Source organism: Gordonia sp. NPDC003504, assembly GCF_053587995.1.
Genome location: NZ_JBSFPC010000001.1, coordinates 42,634 through 63,075, shown reverse-complemented (window position 1 = coordinate 63,075; position 20,442 = coordinate 42,634). Strand labels below are relative to the sequence as shown.

Annotated in this window: 17 protein-coding genes and 1 pseudogene; 12 read left to right on the top strand and 6 right to left on the bottom strand. The window is 68.0% G+C overall.

The window, feature by feature from the left end; all coding sequences use genetic code 11:
• Window positions 1-180: 180 nt before the first annotated feature.
• On the top strand, window positions 181-3,966 hold the full coding sequence (locus ACWDPV_RS00305; protein ID WP_449741286.1) for an nSTAND1 domain-containing NTPase: 3,786 nt from the start codon (window positions 181-183) through the stop codon (window positions 3,964-3,966).
• A gap of 44 nt (window positions 3,967-4,010) precedes the next feature.
• Window positions 4,011-4,781 (top strand): alpha/beta fold hydrolase, encoded by a 771-nt coding sequence (locus ACWDPV_RS00300; protein WP_348805611.1) that lies wholly within the window; start codon window positions 4,011-4,013, stop codon window positions 4,779-4,781.
• Window positions 4,782-5,064: 283 nt separating this feature from the next.
• Here ACWDPV_RS00300 and ACWDPV_RS00295 read toward each other — a convergent pair whose 3' ends face one another.
• Window positions 5,065-5,997: an oxygenase MpaB family protein gene (locus ACWDPV_RS00295; protein WP_449741285.1), complete on the bottom strand. Its 933-nt coding sequence runs from the start codon at window positions 5,995-5,997 to the stop codon at window positions 5,065-5,067.
• A 94-nt stretch (window positions 5,998-6,091) separates the two neighbouring features.
• On the opposite strand from ACWDPV_RS00295, the gene ACWDPV_RS00290 reads away from it, so the two are divergent.
• From ACWDPV_RS00290 to ACWDPV_RS00275, 4 genes are all read left to right on the top strand, one after another.
• Window positions 6,092-7,111, top strand: a complete 1,020-nt coding sequence (locus tag ACWDPV_RS00290; protein WP_348805648.1) for an o-succinylbenzoate synthase — start codon at window positions 6,092-6,094, stop codon at window positions 7,109-7,111.
• A 73-nt stretch (window positions 7,112-7,184) separates the two neighbouring features.
• Complete coding sequence (locus ACWDPV_RS00285; protein WP_449741284.1) at window positions 7,185-8,537, top strand: cytochrome P450; 1,353 nt, start codon at window positions 7,185-7,187, stop codon at window positions 8,535-8,537.
• 2 nt (window positions 8,538-8,539) lie between these two features.
• Window positions 8,540-9,154, top strand: a complete 615-nt coding sequence (locus ACWDPV_RS00280; RefSeq protein WP_348805605.1) for a TetR/AcrR family transcriptional regulator — start codon at window positions 8,540-8,542, stop codon at window positions 9,152-9,154.
• Between the two features lie 61 nt (window positions 9,155-9,215).
• Window positions 9,216-10,076, top strand: a complete 861-nt coding sequence (locus ACWDPV_RS00275) for an SDR family oxidoreductase (RefSeq protein WP_449741283.1) — start codon at window positions 9,216-9,218, stop codon at window positions 10,074-10,076.
• An 18-nt stretch (window positions 10,077-10,094) separates the two neighbouring features.
• On the opposite strand, the gene ACWDPV_RS00270 is transcribed toward ACWDPV_RS00275, so the two are convergent.
• Both ACWDPV_RS00270 and ACWDPV_RS00265 read right to left on the bottom strand, forming a co-directional pair.
• Window positions 10,095-10,979 (bottom strand): universal stress protein, encoded by an 885-nt coding sequence (locus ACWDPV_RS00270; protein WP_449741282.1) that lies wholly within the window; start codon window positions 10,977-10,979, stop codon window positions 10,095-10,097.
• 507 nt (window positions 10,980-11,486) lie between these two features.
• Window positions 11,487-12,923: pseudogene (locus ACWDPV_RS00265) on the bottom strand (amino acid permease); the annotation flags it as partial.
• Between the two features lie 164 nt (window positions 12,924-13,087).
• Between ACWDPV_RS00265 and ACWDPV_RS00260 the strand changes: the two are divergent.
• The 6 genes from ACWDPV_RS00260 (at window position 13,088) to ACWDPV_RS00235 (ending at window position 17,373) form a co-directional block, all read left to right on the top strand.
• Window positions 13,088-13,678 (top strand): hypothetical protein, encoded by a 591-nt coding sequence (locus ACWDPV_RS00260; RefSeq protein WP_449741281.1) that lies wholly within the window; start codon window positions 13,088-13,090, stop codon window positions 13,676-13,678.
• A complete protein-coding gene (locus ACWDPV_RS00255) occupies window positions 13,675-14,193 on the top strand; it encodes a hypothetical protein (RefSeq protein WP_449741280.1) in 519 nt (172 codons plus the stop codon). The genes ACWDPV_RS00260 and ACWDPV_RS00255 overlap by 4 nt, the downstream gene beginning before the upstream one ends.
• Window positions 14,190-14,816 (top strand): hypothetical protein, encoded by a 627-nt coding sequence (locus ACWDPV_RS00250; protein WP_449741279.1) that lies wholly within the window; start codon window positions 14,190-14,192, stop codon window positions 14,814-14,816. Before ACWDPV_RS00255 ends, ACWDPV_RS00250 begins: the two co-directional genes overlap by 4 nt.
• Window positions 14,817-14,884: 68 nt before the next feature.
• Window positions 14,885-15,397, top strand: a complete 513-nt coding sequence (locus tag ACWDPV_RS00245; RefSeq protein ID WP_348805596.1) for a hypothetical protein — start codon at window positions 14,885-14,887, stop codon at window positions 15,395-15,397.
• A 58-nt stretch (window positions 15,398-15,455) separates the two neighbouring features.
• Window positions 15,456-16,649 (top strand): NAD(P)/FAD-dependent oxidoreductase, encoded by a 1,194-nt coding sequence (locus tag ACWDPV_RS00240; RefSeq protein WP_348809140.1) that lies wholly within the window; start codon window positions 15,456-15,458, stop codon window positions 16,647-16,649.
• The gene (locus ACWDPV_RS00235) at window positions 16,633-17,373 is read left to right on the top strand and encodes a DNA alkylation repair protein (protein WP_449741278.1); all 741 of its coding nucleotides are present in this window, start codon (window positions 16,633-16,635) and stop codon (window positions 17,371-17,373) included. Before ACWDPV_RS00240 ends, ACWDPV_RS00235 begins: the two co-directional genes overlap by 17 nt.
• Before the next feature lie 126 nt (window positions 17,374-17,499).
• Here the strand turns inward: ACWDPV_RS00235 and ACWDPV_RS00230 are convergent, their stop codons facing one another.
• The 3 genes from ACWDPV_RS00230 to ACWDPV_RS00220 form a co-directional block, all read right to left on the bottom strand.
• A complete protein-coding gene (locus tag ACWDPV_RS00230; protein ID WP_348809141.1) occupies window positions 17,500-18,855 on the bottom strand; it encodes a ClC family H(+)/Cl(-) exchange transporter in 1,356 nt (451 codons plus the stop codon).
• Between the two features lie 68 nt (window positions 18,856-18,923).
• Window positions 18,924-19,301, bottom strand: coding sequence for a DoxX family protein (locus tag ACWDPV_RS00225; protein WP_348809142.1), 378 nt, complete (start codon window positions 19,299-19,301; stop codon window positions 18,924-18,926).
• 3 nt (window positions 19,302-19,304) lie between these two features.
• Window positions 19,305-20,360 carry a ferredoxin--NADP reductase gene (locus tag ACWDPV_RS00220; protein ID WP_348809143.1) on the bottom strand — a complete coding sequence of 352 codons (1,056 nt, stop codon included), beginning with the start codon at window positions 20,358-20,360 and terminating at the stop codon, window positions 19,305-19,307.
• Between the last annotated feature and the right edge of the window lie 82 nt (window positions 20,361-20,442).

Sequence of the window (20,442 nt, the reverse complement as noted above, 5' to 3'; positions counted from 1 at the left end):
TGACCCGACCCAAGCGGCAACGACGTGAGGTGTGGTAATCCCTGTTGTAGGTGATCCTCACCGTGGTCACCGACAACCGACGCCGCGAAACCGCCGTTCGCGGTAAGTCGATACATTTGTCGATACGTTGACCTGCGCGAATACGAACGAGCGCCGACGATGAGAGGACGTTCGCAAGCGATGGGGCCGGACGCCGTTTCGACCCGCGACGAGCTGGGCCGGGCGTTGACGGGGCTGCGTGAGCAGTCCGGACTCAGCGTCCGCGACGTCGCCGCCGAGGCCGACGCCCTGCTGGGAACGGTCGCCGGCTGGTTCGCCGGGCAACATGCACCGACGCGCGCCAGCCGGGACATGTTCGAGCGGGTGCTGGCGGCCTGCGGGGTCACCGATCCCGACGATGTGGCGCGGTGGTGGGCCGCCGCCGAACGATCGTCGCGACGGCAGCGGCGTAAGGCGTCGACGGTCGCGCCGTATCGGGGATTCGCGTCGTTCACCGCCGAGGACGGTGCGTGGTACTTCGGCCGTGGTGCACTCGTCGACAGGTTGGTGGCCATAGTGCGTGCTCGACTGCCCGACACCGCGCCTGCCGGGTCGGGCCAGTGGTTGTCGGCGGTCGTCGTCGTCGGTGCCTCCGGTGTCGGCAAGTCGTCTCTGGTGCGCGCCGGGCTGCTGCCGTGGGTCGGGGCCGACGGGGAGCTGACCCAGTGGCATGCGGCGCTGATGGTCCCGGGCAACGATCCCGTCGCCGCGCTCGACGAGGCTCTCGCCGAGTTGCCGCCGGCCACCGACGGCGGGCCGGTCCTGCTGGTCGTCGATCAGCTCGAGGAACTCTGGACACAGAGCAGCATCGAGGTCCGTCGCCACTTCGTCGAGCGACTGGATTCATCCTTCCGCGACCGCCGCTCGGTGATGGTCGGCGTGCTGCGTGCCGACTTCTACGGTCGCGCGGCGGCCAGTCCGTCGCTCGCCCCGGTTCTCGCCGACTCGCAGATCCTGGTACCTCCGATGACCCTCGACGAGCTCCGCGAGGCGATCGTGGCGCCGGCCGAGATCGCCGGTCTGGCCATCGACGACGACCTCGTGACGATGCTCCTCGACGACGTCGCACCGACCGGTGATGCCGGTGCGGGTGTGCTGCCCCTGATGTCGCACGCCTTGCGTTCGACGTGGGAGAAATCCGACAAGCGCAGGCTCACCGTCGGCGACTACCTGTCGACCGGGCGGATCTCCGGCGCGGTGGAGCAGACCGCGGAGTCGGTGTACGACTCCCTGAGCGAGACCGATCGGATTCATGCGCGGCACGTCCTGCTGGAGATGATCAACGTCGACGAGGACACGGTGACGCGGCGGACCGTCACGCTCTGCGGGCTCGGTGCCGATGGGGATGACCCGGATCCGGCGACCGCGCGGGTCCTCGACACCTTCGCCGCGGCCCGGCTGGTGACCGTCTCTTCGACGCACGCGCAGGTCGCCCACGAGGCGTTGTTGACGGCGTGGCCTCGCCTGCTGGGCTGGATCGACGCCGACCGTGAACGGCTGCTGTTGCGGCGTCGGCTGCGGTCGCTGGTGGAGCCGTGGGAGGCCCACGGTCGTCCCGATGATCTGCTTCCGGTGCGTGCACGCCTGGAACTCTTCCGTCCGCTGGCCGACGACGCGGTGTCACTGGACAGGTCGAGCCGGGACTTCCTGGAGGCCGGTGCCGCCCGCCTCGCGGCCCAGGAGCGTCGGGAGTTCCGGCGCACCCGGCAGTTGCGCCGATTCGCGGTGGCCGCCGGTGTCTTCGGTGTCGTCGCCGTCCTGGCCGCCGTCGCGGCGGCCGCCGCGGGCCTGCACATTCGTGATCAGCGGGAGCAGGCGCAACTGGCCACCAACCAGGCGTTGAGCCGTCAACTCGCGGTGCAATCAACCGTCCTCGCCGAGCGGGATCCGTCCCTGTCCGCGCAGCTGGCCATGGTGGCGTACCAGACCTCCCCGACGCTGGAGGCGCGATCGCGGCTCATCGATGCGTCCGCTCATCCGGTGCCGGCGCGGTTCCTCGGTGAGGCCGGGTCGGTGTTGCTGGCGCGGTCGGGGACACTGCTGGCCGCCGCCGGCGGTGGTGGCCAGGTTCGGATCTTCAGCGTGTCCGACGCGGGGATCGAGCACCAGCTCGCCGACTTCCGGGCACCCGGCGGAGGCGGGCGGCTCGGCGGTGTGGCATTCCTGCCGGGCACCTCGACGCTGCTCCTCGGCGGGCGGGGCACGCTGACCGCGTGGGACGTGTCCGATCCGCAACATCCGTTGCGGGGCATCGACTTTCCTGGGGTCCGCGGCGACGTCAACGCGCTCACCGTCAGCCCCGACGGCCGGTTCGTGGTGGCCTCGGTCCGCGATGTCGGAGTGCAGGCATGGGTGCGTGCGGCCGACCGCTGGCAACCGGTGACGTTGCCGGACAAAGTCTCCGGGGTTGCCGGTGCGGCGGCATTCCGCCCCGACGGGCGGGTGCTCGCGACCAGCAGCGCCAACAAACGGATCGACCTGTGGCGCATCGACGGGGATTCCCTCCTGCCGACCGGCGAGATTGCGTTGGACGCGTGGCGGGACAACGAACTCGCGCAGGGGATCACCTTCACCCCGGACGGATCGAGACTGCTTGCCGCGCTGCGAAGTCGGGTCATCGAGGTCATCGACGTCACCGATCTCGCCGCACCGAGAGATGTCGCATCGCTCGGCGGGTTCGATAGCTATGTCACCGCGGTGGCCGTCAACGCCGCGGGCACCCGGGTTGCCGGTGCGGGTGCCGACAACACCGTTCGCGTCTTCGACCTGACCAATCCGACGCTGCCGCTCCAGATCTTGAACGGATCGTCGAACCCGGTGTCGGTGAGTTATGCCGGTGACCACATCATCTCCTCCAGTGATGATGGTCGCGTGCAGGATTGGCCACCGACCTCGAATGCCACGCTCGTCGGCACCAACAGCGTGTATCAGATCCCGGTGAACGGGAATGCCACCCGGTTGCTCGCCGCCGACACCGGGATCGACGGCCGGATCACCCAGTGGCGCGTCGGTGCGGGCGGCCTGGAACGGGCCGGACCCGACCTCGTTCCGCCCGCGGGAGTGGTCTACTCGGGGGCCGTGACGATGTCGCCCTCGGGTCAGATCGCGACGATGGGAACCGTCACTGGGACGGTGCAGTTCGCCGACATGTCGGATCCGGCGCATGCACGGATCGTCGGTTCCGTCGACGCGCAGCAGACCCTCAACGAGACCGTCGACTACAGCGAGGTCTCCGGAGTGGCCGTCACCGGCGGCACCGACAGCACCTTCCTGACCGTCATCGACGCGTCGAACCGGTCGGCTCCCACCGTCGCCGCGCGGATCGACATCGGCGGTGGCGTGTGGTGGACGTCGCTGAGCCCGGACGGACGCACCCTGGCGGTGGCCACGTCCACCGGGGCGGTGAAGACCTACGACGTCACCAATCCCCGAGCGCCCCACGCCCATCCCGATCCGATCACCTTCGACGGGGCCGCGCTGGCGGTGCGGTTCAGTCCCGATGGCAGGAGGCTGGTCGCCACCTCGGAGGAACGTGACGTCGTCGTCGCCGACATCTCCGACCCGAACTCACCGCACACGGTGGCCCGGCTGTCGGGGCCGGCCGGGCAGCTCTACAGCGCCGGATTCTCCTCCGACGGCAACCGCGTGATCGCCGGTGGCGGGAACTCGGAGATCTGGGTGTGGAATCTCGACGACGGGGGTACACCCGAGGTGGTTCTGCGGTCCTTTCCCGGTCGGGTGTACGACGTCCGGTTCGTCTCCGGGAACCGGATCCTGGCAGCCGGGGAGGGCGGCGTGATCGAGTCGTGGACACTGGGTCCCGATCAGCTCATCGGCGCGCACTGTGCCCGCGAGGGTGCCCAGATCACCCCGGACGAGTGGGAGATCAACGTCCCGGGGATGGCGTACCGGGCCCCGTGTGACTGAAGGGGTGTGCGCGGTGGTTCGCACTCGCTGGTAGCTTGGGCGCGATGCGACTGCTGCACCGTGCCACGCAATCCGGTGACCTGGCGTTGGCTGTGGCCGCGGCCGGGGGCACGGCCGATCGCCGTCCGCCGGTCCTGCTGGTCCACGGGATGGGCGGTGATCACGGCACCTGGCGGTCATTCGCGGCGGCGTTGCGGCGAGCGGGACGGTCGGTCGTGGCGGTGGATCTGCGCGGGCACGGTCGCAGTGGGCGGGCCGACCAGTACGGTCTCGACACCTTCGCCGACGATCTCGGATTCATCCTCGACGAACTCGATGTGCCGCGCGTCGACGTGGTGGCCCATTCACTGGGTGCGCAGACGGCGCTGCGGCTGGCGATGGCGCAGCCGGATCGCGTCGGGTCGATGGTCCTCGAGGAATTGCCGCCGATGCCGCGCGATCAGGCCGATCTCGACGAGAAGATCGTCGTCGGCGCGGGCCTCGGGGAACGGCTGCGTGGCATCGGTTCGTTGTTGCTCAATCCGATGCCGGTGGTGCGGTTCGACCGCGCCGTCGGCGAGCAGGTCGGTGCCGAATTCGCGGTGGCACAACCCCGATGGTGGGATCGGCTGCCGGGGGTCTCGGCTCGCACGTTGATCATCTCTGGCGGAACCCGTAGTTTCCTTCCGCCGCAGCATCTTCGGACGGTCGCCGACACCCTGCCGAATGCGCGGTTCGAGGTGATCGATGCCGGGCACAGTGTGCATCGCGACCGTAAGGCCGACTTCGCCCGGGTGGCAGGGGGATTCCTCGACGCAGGGGCGACGCACCGATGAGTTCGGGCGAGCGCTGGGATGCTGCGTCCCGGAGCGTGGGGGAGTTCGCCGAGTGCGTGGCCGAGATCGGCCTGGGAGACCACGCCGCCGCGCCGAGTGCCCTGGCGCGTCCCGTCGGTCAGACTGATTCCTGCGCAAGGAGTCCCGGGCGTCGCGTCGCGGCTGGGCGGGCTGCCCGGCCTGCCCGACGGCCGAATGGACCCCGCCCTGGGAAACGTTCCGGCGGCCCGGGCATCCCGATCCCCTACGGCCCAGCCGTGTGAATACCGCCGGCCGGCGAGGTCTACGCAGCCGGCTTGTTGTGTAGTGGCCGCGGATCCACACCCACCTGCTGCCACGCCTCATACGCCCACGGCACGTACAGCGACTTCAGTGGCAGCCGGTTGACCACCGGATTGGCCGCCCGCATGAGTGCGGCGAATCGCTGGAAGCGCTTCTCTCGCTTGTCATCCCATTCGAGATCGCACACCTCGCGCATCTGCTGGGGCAGTGTGCCGACGATGACGGTGCGGATAAAGGCGTTCAGCGGCGCCGAGATCACCTTCCACACCGGTTTCGGGATGCGCTTGGGTGCCGGGAGTCCCTGGCGGATGTAGCCGGTCGCGTAGACGATGGTCTTGTGCGGAACGAACCGCTCGAGCATGTCGTCCCAGTACGCACAGAATTCGGCGTAGGTCTGTGGTTGACTGCGGGCGCTGACACCATACAACTCGTACCAGACCTTGCTCTCCTCGAAGATCTGTTCCTTCTCGGCCTGCGAGAGTCGTCGGATGAAGGAGTCGGTGATGTAGAGGACCTGGTCGACGAAGGTGGCGTGCGCCCAGTAGAACAGCTCCGGATTCAGTGCGTGATACCGCGATCCGTCGCTGATGGTGCCCTTGATGTCGCGGTGGAAGTCGCGGACCGTGCGGCCCCACTTGGCAGGTTCGAGGCTGTAGACGGTGCGCATCACCGGCGGGCCGGTCCGCCGCGCGCGACCAAGGAAATCGTTGAAGATCACCGAATGGTCCAACACGGCCTGCCCGAGCTGTTCGATGCAGTTCTCGGTGCCGGCGAGGCGTTGGAAGCCCAGGATGCCGCGGCTGTCGCCGTAGAACTTCCAGATGAGTGAGTCCGCGCCGAGACGCGGGGTGGGCAGCGCGTCGTCCAGGTCTGTCTCGTCGATGACGGGCTCCGCCTCGCGGATCGCCTCGTCGAAGCCCTGGTTGACTGTCATGACAGGACGATAACCCATGAAGAGACGGTTTTCCAGATCTGTTTCAAAGTCGTTCTTGTCGTCCACGTCCCGAGAGGAGAGTCCGGTGAGTCCCATGTCGTCGCCGACGTCGCTGCCGCCGGTGGCCGAACTGCTCGAATCGGCGATGGTGGTGCGTCTGCCGATGCGCACCCGGTTCCGGGGCATCACCGCACGCGAGGTGCTGATCTTCTGCGGGCCGGCCGGCTGGGGTGAGTTCGCACCGTTCGTCGAATACGACGACGTCGAGTCGGCCGCGTGGCTGGCCGCCGGGATCGAGGCCGCCTACCTCGGCCCGCCCGAACAGGTCCGGGATCGCGTGCCGGTGAACGCGACGGTGCCGGCCGTCGCCGCCGACGAGGTGGCCGCCATCCTGGCCCGATATCCCGGAGCCACCACCGCGAAGGTGAAGGTGGCCGAACCCGGGCAATCGCTGGACGACGACGTCGCCCGGGTGGCCGCGACGCGGGCGGTGGTCCCACGAGTCCGCGTCGACGCCAACGGGAAGTGGTCGGTGGATGAGGCGATCCGCGCCCTGCGCGCGATCGGCGACCTGGAATACGCCGAGCAACCCTGCGCGACGGTGGAGGAACTGGCCGCAGTACGCCGCGCCGTCGACGTACCCATCGCCGCCGACGAGTCGATCCGCAGGGCCTCCGACCCGATGCGGGTGCGTGCCGCCGACGCCGCCGACGTCGCCGTCATGAAGGTGGCGCCGCTGGGCGGGATGCGATCGGTGCTGCGCCTCGCGCAGCAGATCGGATTACCCGTCGTCATCTCCAGCGCTCTGGATTCCGCGGTCGGGATGACGGCCGGGGTCGCGGCGGCGGCGGCCCTGCGGCGGCTCGATCTGGCCTGCGGGCTCGGCACGGGATCCCTGTTCACCCATGACGTCGCGCCGCCGTTCACGCCCGTTGCCGGCGCGTTGACGCCGACGTGGTTCGGCCCCGACGACCTCGTTCGCGGCGACCTCGAGAACCCCGATGCCGCGACACTCGCCGACGACGAACGCCGCGCGTGGTGGTGTGCGCGTCTGAGGCGGTGTCATGCCGTTCTGAGCGCGGCGCGGTCCCGGCCCGATGATTCCGTTTCCTAGGAACACATGAGATGATCTGTTCCAATTGGCTGTGTGTCGACCCACATCGGCATCGTCGACGAAAGGGAAAACCGTGAGCGCGATCGTTGCACCGGCGCCCGCCGGAAGTGGGCTCACCGCCGTTCCGCGCGTGCAGCGCAACGGCATCCTGGAGATCATGGCGATGCGCCGCGATCCGTTCGCCTACGGTGCGGCCCGACGTGCCGAACTCGGACCGGTGTCCGGCCTGAACGCCCTCGGTATCCAGACGGTGACCGCCGCCGGAGCCGATGCCGCCGGTGAGGTCCTGATGAACAAGGACCGCGCCTTCGCCAGCGGCCCGGCATGGAGTTACTTCATCGGCCCGTTCTTCAATCGCGGTGTGATGCTGCTCGACTTCGAGGAACATCGCCACCATCGGCACATCATGCAAGAGGCGTTCACGCCTGCCGCGCTCAAAGGCTACATGCAGGAGATGTCCCCGCTGATCGCCGACGCGATGGGCCGATTCCCGACCGGCCGGGTGTTGATGCTCGACGAATTCAAGTCCCTGACACTCGATGTCGCGCTCGAGGTGTTCCTCGGCGTCGAACTGTCCCGGGATCGCGCCGAGCGCCTGAACAAGGCCTTCATCGACACCGTGCGCGCCGGGGTCGCCTATGTGCGCGCACCGGTTCCGGGTGGCCGATGGTGGAAAGGGTTGCGCAGCAGGAAGGTTCTCGAGGAGTTCTTCTTCGAGCAGATCCCGGCCAAACGTGCGCGGGCCACCCCCGACCTCTTCTCTGTGCTCTGTCACGCCGAAAGCGATGAGGGACATCGGTTCAGCGACGAGGACGTCGTCAATCACATGATCTTCGTGTTGATGGCCGCCCACGACACCTCGACGATCACGATATCGCAGATGGCCTACCGGATGGCGGCCGCGCCGACATGGCAGGAGGCCGCGCGAGCGCAATCGCAGGAACTCGATGGGCACCTCGGCTACGACGACCTCGCCCGACTCGACGTGCTGGACCGGGTGATGAAGGAGTCGCTGCGGTTGTGCCCGCCGGTTCCGGCACAACCCCGGATGGCGGTCAAGGACACCTCGGTGCAGGGGTTCTTCGTCCCCAAGGGGACAATCGTCTCCATTCCTCAACTGACCAATCACCGCGACCCGGAACTGTATTCCGATCCCGACACCTTCGACCCGGACCGGTTCGGTCCGGAGCGGGCCGAGGACAAGTCGCATCGGATGGCGTGGATCCCGTTCGGAGCGGGTGTCCACAAATGCATCGGTCTGTACTTTGGGCAGATGGAGATCAAGACGATCATGCATCACCTGCTGCGGGGGTATGAGTGGTCGGTGCCCGGCGGCTATGAGATGCCGATGGACTACAGCGCGCTACCGGTGCCCAAGGACAAACTGCCGGTGACGATGCGACGGCTCTCGGCGGCGGGACGATGACGATGGATGCCGACGTCGCAGCGGAGACCGTGCGCCGGCGTAAGGTCCGCAACACCGACAGTCCCGCCGATCAGAATGCGGCCATCCTCGCCGCCGCTGCCGCCGAGTTCACCGAGGTGGGAGTGCGGCGGGCCAACGTCGACGAAGTCGCGCGCCGGGCCGGTGTCTCCCGCTCCACCCTTTACCGGAGGTTCCCCAACAAGGAAGCACTGCTGATCGGCGTGGCGGAGGAACTGTACGAGAACGGGATGGTGCAGCTGGACTCCGCGGTGCGCGGGCTGGGACCGAAGGAAGCAGTCGTGGAGGCCTTCGCGGCGGGTGCGGCGATGATCTCCGACGACCCGCTGATGCGGCGGCTGGTGTTGACCGACCACGACATGGCGCCCATCACCGGAACGGTGACGGCGCTGTTCATCGACATCGCGACCGGCCGGGTCGCGTCGACGCTCCGCTCGGCGGGGGCGCAGATGCCCGACGAAGACCTTCTCGAGGCGGTGGAAATTCATGTGCGCCTGGTCATTTCGTTCCTCGAGACACCTGCGACTGATGAGTCCCGCCGCGAACCGGATCGGGTGCGAGCGTTCGCCGAGAAGTTCCTGGCACCGATGATCTGGTGATCCGGCCCTGTGCCGATCACGTTCGACCACGACATACCGACCGCACCGAGGGGGACTCCGCATGACCAGCCGCACCCGAGCATTCGGCAAGAGTGATCCGCAGGCGATCCGGGATCGACTGTCCGACAAAGTCATCGCGATCACCGGCGGTGCCCGGGGGATCGGCTTGGAAACCGCCACACAGCTTCTCGCCGCCGGTGCACGGGTGGCCATCGGTGACATCGACGGCGAGGTGCTCGGCAAGGCCGCCGCCGACCTCGGCGTCGAGGGCCTCGAGGTGGACGTGACCGACCGGGCGAGTTTCACCGCCTTCCTCGACGAGGTGGAAGAGCGACTCGGACCCGTCGACGTCCTGGTGAACAATGCCGGCATCATGCCGGTCGGCTCCTTCCTGGGCTTCGACGAGGCACTCATCCGGCGGACCTTCGACATCGACCTGGTCGGGGTGATCCTCGGCAGTCAGATCGCGGCGGCACGGATGGTGGCCCGACGCTCCGGGCAGATCGTCAACATCGCGTCCGTCGCGGGTCGTCTGCCGATGCCCGGGCTGACCGTCTACAACGCCGCGAAATCCGGCGTCATCGAATTCTCCGAGGCACTCGACGCCGAACTCTCCGGCGACGGTGTCCGGGTGAGCACGGTGATGCCGACATTCACCCGCACCGGTCTCATCTCCGGCCTGCAGACCAACCGCTTCATCCAGACCGTCGAGCCGGGCGTCGTGGCCGCGGCGGTCGTCGGGGTGATCGCCGAACCGAGGACCCGGGTGGCCGCGCCGCGGTCGATGCGCTGGGTCGACGCCAATCCCGTGTTTCCCCAGGCACTCAAGCGCCTGACCCGCCGACGCACCGGACTCGACCGCGTCTTCATCGACGTCGACGCCGCCGGCCGCGCCGATTACGACGCCCGTATGCGTCGCTGAGCGGGCCACCACCGGCCATTACCGGGGTAGCACCACCACCGGTACCGACGAGTGGCGGATCAACTTGGCCGACCGCGACCCGATGAACACCTGTGCCAGAACACCTTCGCGGGTGGAGCCGACCACCAGTACTTCGCCGTCGAGCCAGTCGATGGAATCGAAGGCCTGACGCCAGCCGCGGCCGGATGCGACGACGCACTCGACCCCGGACGGGATCGCCCCCTCGTCGATGAGTGTCTGGTGGTCGCGTTCGGACTGCGCCTTCCACTCGTCCAGTACCGCACTTTCGGTGGACAGGCCCACCAACGGGGGATACATCGCGCCGCCGCGGACGGCGAAGGTGACCACCCGGATCGGAACCCGGGTGTTCTCCCAGGCCTCTCGGGCGCGGGTGAGCACCGCTTGCGCCTCGGCGCCCGATCCGGAGATCGCCACGGTGATCCGGGTGAGTTGCCCGTCCTTGGGGGAGCGGTATCCGCGGGGCGCGATGGCCACCGGAACCGGGGATTTGTGCAGCAGCGCGTCGCCGGTGGAACCGATGACGATCTGGCCGAGCTGACCTTCGCTGGTGGAGCTGATCACCAACACGTCCGCCGACGACTCCTGTGCCCGGGCGATCAGCGCCGCCGACGCGGTCCGGTGATCGAGTCGGGTGAATGTCCACCGAAGGTCCGGCGGATAGATCTCCATATACTCGGCGACCTCGTTGCGGGCATCGGTGATGATCTGATCGGTCCACGCCGCGAACTCGGCGTCGACCTTGGCCATCGACGGTGTGGTCCACGGTCTGGGGACGACGGTCGCCACCTCGAGGTCGGTGCCGGCGGCCTCGGCGAGCATCGCGCCGAGTTGCACGCCGCCGGTGCCGCCTTCGCCCTGGGCATAGCCGACGAGGATGGTCACGGAAACCTCACCTCACTTCTTGCCGACGGAGATCACGCAGGGGCTCTCCACGTCGAGATCGACCTCGGCGGTCATGGTGTCCTCCGATGGGTACTGCCCGGAGTCACCGGTGTCCTGGGCGATGGTGAAGGAGGCCGTGTAGTGGTCGTCGCCCTTGTCGGCGGGAATGCCCTCGAGGCTGACGCTCGAACCGTTGTACGCGGTGGTGCCCAGGACGGTGGCCGTCGATCCCTGTTGGAGTTGATTCACCAGGGTTGCCGCCGGGCTGCCCGGGCAGGCGAGGGCACTCGCGTCCTCCCAGCTCTTGTCGCCGATGGCGGTGAAGTAGTCACTCAACAGCGCGGTGGCATCGGTCAGCGGGGCGCTCGCCTCGCTGCGATCCTGGTGGTTGTACCAGGCACCGAATACGAAGAAACCCAGCAGCAGCGCGGCGACCACCGCGGCCGCCGCCTTGAACCTCGAGGACAGTGGCGTACCCTCACCGACCGCCAGTTCCTCCGCCGTGAGGTCGTTGAGCCTGCTGTTGCGGCGGCCCCACAGCAGGTAGAACGCCACGAACACCAACACCCACGCCGCGAACGCCAGGTAGGTGACCAGGTGCAGGCCGGACAGAATCCACAGACACGCCGCGATGGACAGGATGGGGGTGACCGGATAGCCGGGCACCTTGAACGTGCGTTGCAGGTTCGGCATGGTGTTGCGCAGGATGATCACCCCGGCACTGACCACCATGAAGGCGACCAGCGTGCCGATGGACACCATGTCGATGAGTTTGCCGATCGGCAGCAGGCCGGCGAGGATGCCCACGACCACCGACACGATGACGGTGTTGGTCACCGGGGTCATCGTCTTCTGATTGACCTGCGAGAAGGCCTTGGGCAGCAGCCCATCTCGGCCCATCGCGAAGAGGATGCGGGTCTGACCGTAGATGACCACCAGGGTGACCGAGAAGATCGAGATCACCGCGCCGGCGGCCAGCACGGTGCCCGGCCAGGTGGAGTGTGTGATGTCCTCGACGATCACCGCCAGGCCGGCGTCCTGCTGTTCGGGGCTGGCGAACTTGGGCCAGGCCTGGGCCCCGATGCCCGAGATGGCGACGAGCAGATACACCGTGATGACCACGATGAGAGCGCCGATGATGGCGCGCGGCATGGCTTTCTGCGGGTTCTTGACCTCGTCGCCCGCGGTGGAAACCGCGTCCAGGCCGATGAAGGAGAAGAAGATGGCGCCGGCCGCGGCGGTGATACCGGCAGCTCCGAAGGGGGCGAAATCCGCGAAGTGGTCGGCCTGGAATGCGGTGAAACCGATGGCGGCGAACAGCATCAGGACGAAGAGCTTGATGCACACCATGATGGTGTTGGTGCGCGCGGATTCACTGGCTCCACGGATGAGCAGCAGGCAGCACAGCGTGACCAGAATGGCCGCCGGGAGGTTGAACCACCCCGGGTCGCCGGAATCGGGAAAGGGTGACTGCGACAAGAAGTTCGGGAACTGGAACCCGAACAGGTTGTCCAGCAACTTGTTCAGATAGCCACTCCAGCCGACCGCGGTGGCCGCCGCGGAGACGCCGTACTCGAGCAGCAGGCAGGCGCCCACGCCGATGGAGACGAGTTCGCCGAGCGTCGCATACGAGTAGGAGTAGCTGGAACCGGAGACCGGTACCGACGAGGCCATCTCGCCGTAGCAGATGGCGGCCAGTCCGGCGGCGATGCCCGCGATCAGGAACGAGATGATGACGGCCGGGCCGGCGTCGGGAACCGCCTCCGGCAGGACGAAGAAGATGCCGGTGCCGACGGTCGCGCCGACCCCGAACAGGGTCAGCTGAAAGGTGCCGATACTGCGCTCGAGGTGTGCCTCGCCCTCAGCCGTACCCGGCGCGCCCTCGCCCTGGACGGGTTTCCGTCGGAACAAGGTGGTCAACATCGACTGCTGTGGTTGTGTCATCGTCGGCGCTCCCGGTCAGGTGGTGCGTCAATTCTGCGGCGTATGCGGAGAATGCGCAGCGCAATGAACGGATTCGGGAACGGTTGTCAACCGTTCCGGTCGGTCCGGCTAGGGTGGGTTGCGCCCGCCAACGGGAGTTGGTGGGCCACAGAAGGCGGACGGCCATGGAAGGCGGACCGGCGATGCCGACGACGCGTATTCGGCGTGACCGCGAGGCACGCCGGGAACTGCGTCGTGCGCTCGACGATCTCGCCGATGCCCAACGCGACGCCGGTCTCGGCGCTCGAGCCCCACGGTGGTGGTGGATCTGTGCGGCGCTCGCCGTGATCACCGCGCTGATCGCCGCAACGGTTGGTGTGGTGGCCTGGGTTCGGGCCGCCGACGCCTACACCGATGACGACTTCGAGGCCACGGCGTCGCGGGTGGTGGGTCTGCTGCTCAGTCCCGATGCCACTGCGCCACAACGGGTTCGCGAGATTCTCGACGACGCCACCGGTGGATTCTACGACGAGTTCGCGCAATCGGCGGTTGCCTACACCGCCTTCGTGCGGCGCACCGGCACCGTCGCCGCCGCCACGATCGACGGCACCGGGGTGGCCACCCGGACCGCGTCGTCGGCGACGGTCCTGGTGGCGGCGACAGTGGGATATCGCAGCGACGGACAGGCCGACGCCGATCGCCGTTTCCGGCTGCGGGTCGGCGTCGCCGAAGACGCCGGACGGCTCAAAGTGGCGGCGGTGCAATACCTTCCATGAAGTCGATCTCGGCGGTCCGATCGCGTGGCGACGGTGTCATCTCACCGGCCGTCGCCCTGGTATCGGGTGGGGTGGCACTGGTCATCCTGCTGCTGTTGACCGCCTCGGTGACCTGGGGGGTGCGGGCGTACTCCGAGGACGTGGCCGTCGCCGACAACCGCACCACCCTGCGTGCCCAGGCCGGCGACATCGTCGCCACGGTGTTCTCCGTCGACGCCGCACACTGGGAATCCGATCGGGCCCGGGCGCGGTCGGTGATCGCCGGGGACTTCGCGAATTCCTATGCCGCGCAACTGCAACGGCCGCCGGCGTCGGGTGTTGCCGCCGTGCGGTGGCGGGCCGAGGCCGTCGCACTGGTCGATGTCGGCACGTCGACCGGAGCAACCCTGATCCGCGCGAGCGTGACCACACGCACCGACCGGGGAACCGAGACCACCGAACACAACAGTGTCCGTGCCGATTTCGCCTCGCATGAGGGGCGTTGGCTGCTCACGTCGGTGGAGGTGGTGCAGTGACGCCGAAAGGCACCGCGCAGTCCGTGCGGGTCTCCCGGGCCGCCGACCGGGTCGTCGCGGCCACCCGCACCGCGCGCCTCGCACGCATCGCGGCGGCCGACGACCTGCGCGCCCGCGCGCGCCGGCGATCGCGGATGTTCCGATACGGCATGATTCTCGCCGTGCTTGTCGCGGTGGCGCTGGCGATCACGACCATCGTGTATGCGACCCTCGATCATCGTGCCGATGGCCGCGCGGCCACCGATGACGCGGTGCTGACCGCGGCCGGCTCGGCGACGACCACCATGCTCAGCGCCGATCCGGCGCACGCGGAGACCTACGTGAATGCGGTGCTCGCGCTGAGTTCGGGCCCGCAGCGCGACCGGGTCGAGCGGTCGGCGAGAGCCCTCGCGGCGGCGGTGGCCGCGCAGCCGGTGGCGAGCACGGGCCGGGTGATCTCGTCGGGCCTGGTCACCGATCCCGACTCGGACGACACCGGGACACGGGCCGAGGTCCTGCTGGTGGCGCAGGCCTCCGATCCGCAACTCGTCGGCGGTGACCCCGACGCCGATCGGGTCACTCTGCGGTTGAGCATGATTCGCGGTGCGGATGGTTGGCTGGTGGATTCGGCGGTGGTGGCGTGATCGGCCGGCGGGGACGGATACGACCCCTGGTGCGCACCACACGACTGTCCCGGCGAGGCAGGCGGATCATGACGGGCTGCGTGGTCACCGTCGTGATCGCGCTCGTCGTCGCCGCGGTGAGCGCGGTCGTCGCCGTGAGCACCGCGCCGCGACCCGACGACGCCCAGCGCGACGACATCCGGCGGGCCGCAGCGGCGGCACTCACCGCGCTGATGACCGTCACCGACGGGGTGGCGTCCGATGTCCCGGCGGTGCGTCGGCAGCTCGCCGATCCGCTTCTCGGGCGCTACGACGCCGTCGGTGTCGACGTCGTTCTGCCCGGTGCCCTCGCCGCGTCGGTGACGATGTCGGTGACCGTCGTCGGTGTCGCGGTCAGCAGCTATGAGCGTGACCGGGCCCGAGTGCTCGCCTTCGTCGATCAGGTCGTGACCGTGCCCGATTCGTCGTCGGGGACGCCCACACCCGGCTCGACGACACCGTACGGCGGGCATACACCTTCCGAATATTGGATGGTCATGTCTAAGGTGGACGGAACCTGGCGGATGGCCGACCTGCACTCCGTCGGTGACATCACCCGTTGATCCTGTATGAACCCGAACAGATGAAGGATGTGGCCGCATTGAGAGGACATCGACGACGATGAGTGCACAGACCAATGGCGTGGTCGTGGTGGGCGCGGGTTTGGGTGCGATCCGGTTGGCGGAGAACCTGCGTAACGACGGCTACGAGGGCCCCATCACCCTCATCGGTGCCGAACCGTATGCGCCCTATGATCGTCCGCCGCTGTCGAAGTCGGTGCTGCTGGGCAAGGACGACCGCGTCGACCTCAAACCCGACGAGTTCTACGAATCCGCGAACATCACGTTACGGCTCGGCGCGCCGGTGACCGCGGTCGACCCGGGGGCCAAGACGGTCACCGTGGACGGTGAAACCGTCGGATACGACACGCTGGTGCTGGCCACGGGGCTGATTCCCCGGGCGTTCCCGGGTGCGGAGAACCTGGCGGGTGTCCACACGTTGCGAACCGTCGACGATGCCCACGCCCTGCGCGGTGAGATCGATGCCGCGACCACGGCGGTGGTGATCGGTGCCGGATTCATCGGATGTGAGGTGGCGGCGAGTCTGACCGATCGGGGTGTCGCCGTCGCGCTCGTCGAGCCTGCACCGACACCGCTCGCGGCGTCGCTGGGCACCGAGATCGGTGATCTGGTGACCCGAATGCACGCGGCCAACGGCGTCGACGTGCACCTCGGAGTGGGCGTCGCGGAGATCCTCGCCGACGACGGCCGGGTGCGCGGGGTTCGCCTGGCCGATGGCACCGAACTGCCCGCCGACATCGTTGTCGTGGGTATCGGGTCGATTCCGGTCACCGACTTCCTCGAGGGTTCGGGTATCGCGCTCGCCGGACGTTCGGACGGCGGCGGAATCGCCTGTGACGAGAACGGGCGGACCAGTGCACCCGATGTCTGGGCGATCGGTGACGTCGCCAATTGGCTTGATGCGCACGGGAAGCCGACACGAGTCGAGCATTGGAACAACACGGTGGAACAGGCGTCGGTGGCGGCCCGTGACATCACCGGAACACCCGGTGAACCGATCACCAGCGCGGTGCCGTACTTCTGGAGCGACCAGTTCGCGGTGAAGTTCCAGGTTCTCGGGCATCCACGTGCCGACGACACCGTGCACATCGTCAGCGACGACGGCACCAAATTCCTCGCCTACTACAGCCGCGACGGCATCCTGACCGCCGTGGTGGGGGCCGGCAAGGCCGGACCGGTGATGAAGTCGCGGCCCAGGCTGCAGACGCCGACACCTGTTGCAGACCTCCTCTGAACCGGGCGAGCTGACCGCGTCGGCCGCCGTCGACGCGGTGACCCGGATTGCCGATCCGCAACGTGCGCAACAGATGTCGAAGTACCTGCAGGCCGGGCCCGGCGGTTACGCCGAGGGCGACGAGTTCCTCGGAGTGTCGGTACCGGACCTGCGTGCGATCGCCCGGCGCTTCCGGGGGATCGCACGCGGCGAGGTTGCCGAACTCCTCACCTCGACGACCCACGAGATCCGGCACCTGGCCCTGATCATGATGGGTGACGCCTGCGCCCGTGCCGATGCGGCCGAGCACCGGGCGTGGGTTGCCGACTATCTCGAGGCGCTGCACGCCGGCCGGATCGACAACTGGGATCTGGTCGACGTCGCGGCCGGACCGGTGCTCGGCCACTGGTGCCTGCGCATCGGTGACATCTCCCTGCTGACGGATACCGCGGCAGCGCAACCGCTCTGGGTGCGCCGCGCCGGCATCGTCGGCGGTCAGGCCTTCCTGCGACACGGGGATGCAGTGGCGACCCTGGCGGTCGCGCCGCTGGTGGTCGGCGATCGGCGTGATCTGATCCAGAAGGCCTTCGGCTGGATGCTGCGGGAGATGGGAAAACGCGTCGACCCGCACCTGCTCAGCGAGTACCTGGACACGCACGCAGCCCAAATGGGCCGCACCGCACTGGGTTACGCGATCGAGCATCTCGATCGACCGACTCGTGTCCACTACCGCGGGCTTCGGTAGGGCGCTGTGCCCACTGGTCGAGTCGGGTCCCGATCGCCGGTTGAGCTGGGTTCCGACCGACGGGACGTGGGGTGCGGCCGGTGGAACGGGTGGCGCGGCAGACGGGACGGTCGGCGCGGCCGTCGTTCACACACCTTCGCCCTCACGGCCTTTCCACTGTGCCAGCATGCGTTCCCGCAGATCGTCGTAGATGGGCGGCGAGTTCAGCAGTTGCGACACGATCATCGCGGCGGCGCCACCGGCGAGCAGGGCCACCGCGATATTGGTGGTGGAGGTCATCTCCATCACCAGCACGGCGCCGGTGAACGGGGCGCGCACCACCGCGGTGAACAGCGTCGACATTCCGACGATCATCAGAGGAATCATCAGGTCGTGTCCGTAACCGGGGGCGAACAGGTCGATGATGCGGGCGGCGAGCAGGCCGCTGAGTCCGCCGAGGGCGATCATCGGGGCGAAGATGCCGCCGGGGGTGCCCGCCGAATAGGAGACGGGGCCGGCGAAGAACCGCACCGCGAGGTAGAGGACGATCACGCCGATCGCGAGTCGGTGACCACCGAACAGCGCCTGGGTCAGATCGTCACCACCGCCGCCGAGGTCGGGGTTGATCATGAGCATCGCACCGACGACGCCACCGACCACCGCGGCCTTGGCCGGTCCGGGAACCCGGTCGATGGCCTGAAATGTGGTGAGGCAGGCGCGAATCAGCCAGTTGTAGGCAACTCCGAGGACTCCGACGATCGCGCCGAAGACGACGAACACCGGGATCGACGCCAACGCCGGCGTGCTGATCGCCGGAACCGTGAAATCGGGGTGATTGCCGACGACGACGCGGCTGCACGCCGTGCCGACCGCCACCGATGCCATCGTCCACAGGACGTAGCGCAGTTTGACGGTCTTGGCGATCTCCTCGATGCAGAACAGGGCGCCACTGATGGGGGCGTTGAAGGCCACCGCGAGGCCGGTACCGGACAACACCGTCTGCAACACCCGGATCTCGTCGCGGGTGCACCGTGTGACTCGTCCCATGATCGTGCCGATCGCGGCACCCATGTGCACCGTCGGGCCCTCCCGGCCGAGCACCAGGCCACCGCAGCCGATGGCGATCAGGCCGCCGACGAACCGTGCGGGCACCACCCGCGGCGACGGCGGTTCCGCCTCGCCCCGCTCTACGGCCTCCACATGCTGGATACCGCTGCCGGCGGCCCGCGGTTCCCACCGGGTGATCGCGGTGGCGACGGCGGCCGCCGCCGCCGAGATCGCCACCGGCACCAGCAGGGCCGCGAAACCGTGATGATGAGCCCAGTCGCCGATGTCGAGGCGCATCTCGTCGGCGCGCACCAGCAACCAGCGGAAGGCTCCGCCGACGAATCCGGTGATGGCGCCGGCCACCGACGCCACGATCGTCAACCAGACGAGCACCCGCGCGCCGGCATGGGCGTCGTCATCGGCCGGCGTGAGGTCGGGATCGTCGGCGGAACTCATCGTCGAGAATCGGCAGGGGTCAGATCGTTACGGTTCCAGAACACCCTCCGACCCTAACGCCGTCGGGGTCAGGAGTTCCGATAGACCTTCAGCGCCGCCACGATCATCGGGAACTGCAGCGGCAGACGCGCGATGGCGATCGCCTTGTAGATCGCCGGCTTGTCCCACCACAGCCGCACCATGTTGATGTTCGCCGGGTAGACCGCGACGAACAGTGCCGCAGCGCCCGCCGCGGCCGGTTTGCGGGTCGCCGGCGCCAGCAATGCCGCGCCGAGTGCGACCTCGGCGACGCCGGAGGCGTAGGTCAGCATGCGTGGATCGGCGGGGATCTCCTCGGGGATGATCTCGTCGAAAGGCTTGGGCGCCAGAAAATGCAGCGTGCCGATGGTCAACAGCATCCCGGCAAGTGCGCGGGCGAGCTGCGTGGGGGAGAGGCGAGAAAGCATGTGTCAGAACTCGATTCGCAGTCGGTCGGAGGTGGGATGGGCCTGACAGCCGAGGATGTAACCGTCCTCGATGTCCTCGGGATCGAGGGCCCCGTCGTTGTCCATCTCGACCGTACCCTCGATGAGAGTGCAGGCGCACGAACCGCATTCACCCTCCTGGCAGGAATAGGGGGCGTCGATCCCGGCCTCGAGCATGATGTCGATGAGAGTGCGTTTGCGTGGCCAGGACAGTTCGTGGGTGTCGCCGTCGAGTTCCACCTCCACCGTCGCGGCGTCGGCCTGCTCCTCGTCGCTGACCTCGTCGAGGACGACGTCTGCGAACGGATCGCCCGACAGCGAGTTGTAGACCTCCGCGTGGACGTCGTGATGGGCGAATCCGGCGGTGTGCAGGCCCGCGTGCACCGCATCCATGAACGGGCCGGGCCCGCACATGTACGCGCTGTGACCGTGGAACGCGCCGAACACGGTGGCCAGGGTCTGCGCCGAGGGCAGGCCCTGCAGTGACTCGAGCCAATGGATGATCAGCAGGCGGTCGGGGTGAGTGGTCTGCAGTGCGCGCAGTTCGTCGGCGAAGATGACGTCGTCGGCGCTGCGATTGGCATAGAAGAACACCACCGGCTCCGAGCCGCGCTGCAGTGCGGTCTTGAGGATCGACATCACCGGGGTCACGCCGCTGCCCGCGGCGATCAGCAGCAGGGGTTCGTCGAAGGAACGGGGGGTGAACACCCCCGAGGGTGGGAGCACCTCGACCTGGGAACCGGCGGAGAGGTTGTCGCACACCCAGTTCGAGCCGTATCCGTCGGCGGTGCGCTTGACGGTCACCTTGGGCGGCTCACCGCCGACCGGGGAGGAGGCCAGTGAGTAGCATCGCGCCACGGACCCGGTCCGGTCGCTGGGGATGCGCAGGGTCAGGAACTGGCCCGCCTTGTACTCGGTGAACGCTTCCTTGGCGGTGTCGGGGATCTCGAAGACGATCGATCGGGAATCGTGCGTCTCGTCGATGACCTCGGCCACGGTGAGGATCACGCTGCGGGAGCCGTGGGGCGTCAGTTCGGTCATATCCGAGCCTCTCCTGGCGTCGTCAGGGGTGTTCCATCTGGAAAAATAGAACACGTTCTAATTTGAGCCTAGCCTAGATGCC

Coding starts and splice junctions, on each gene's coding strand:
- ACWDPV_RS00305 (WP_449741286.1), top strand. CDS start 181: ATGGGGCCGGACGCCGTTTCGACCCGCGACGAGCTGGGCCGGGCGTTG.
- ACWDPV_RS00300 (WP_348805611.1), top strand. CDS start 4,011: ATGCGACTGCTGCACCGTGCCACGCAATCCGGTGACCTGGCGTTGGCT.
- ACWDPV_RS00295 (WP_449741285.1), bottom strand. CDS start 5,997: ATGACAGTCAACCAGGGCTTCGACGAGGCGATCCGCGAGGCGGAGCCC.
- ACWDPV_RS00290 (WP_348805648.1), top strand. CDS start 6,092: ATGTCGTCGCCGACGTCGCTGCCGCCGGTGGCCGAACTGCTCGAATCG.
- ACWDPV_RS00280 (WP_348805605.1), top strand. CDS start 8,540: ATGGATGCCGACGTCGCAGCGGAGACCGTGCGCCGGCGTAAGGTCCGC.
- ACWDPV_RS00275 (WP_449741283.1), top strand. CDS start 9,216: ATGACCAGCCGCACCCGAGCATTCGGCAAGAGTGATCCGCAGGCGATC.
- ACWDPV_RS00260 (WP_449741281.1), top strand. CDS start 13,088: ATGGAAGGCGGACCGGCGATGCCGACGACGCGTATTCGGCGTGACCGC.
- ACWDPV_RS00255 (WP_449741280.1), top strand. CDS start 13,675: ATGAAGTCGATCTCGGCGGTCCGATCGCGTGGCGACGGTGTCATCTCA.
- ACWDPV_RS00245 (WP_348805596.1), top strand. CDS start 14,885: ATGACGGGCTGCGTGGTCACCGTCGTGATCGCGCTCGTCGTCGCCGCG.
- ACWDPV_RS00240 (WP_348809140.1), top strand. CDS start 15,456: ATGAGTGCACAGACCAATGGCGTGGTCGTGGTGGGCGCGGGTTTGGGT.
- ACWDPV_RS00230 (WP_348809141.1), bottom strand. CDS start 18,855: ATGAGTTCCGCCGACGATCCCGACCTCACGCCGGCCGATGACGACGCC.
- ACWDPV_RS00225 (WP_348809142.1), bottom strand. CDS start 19,301: ATGCTTTCTCGCCTCTCCCCCACGCAGCTCGCCCGCGCACTTGCCGGG.
- ACWDPV_RS00220 (WP_348809143.1), bottom strand. CDS start 20,360: ATGACCGAACTGACGCCCCACGGCTCCCGCAGCGTGATCCTCACCGTG.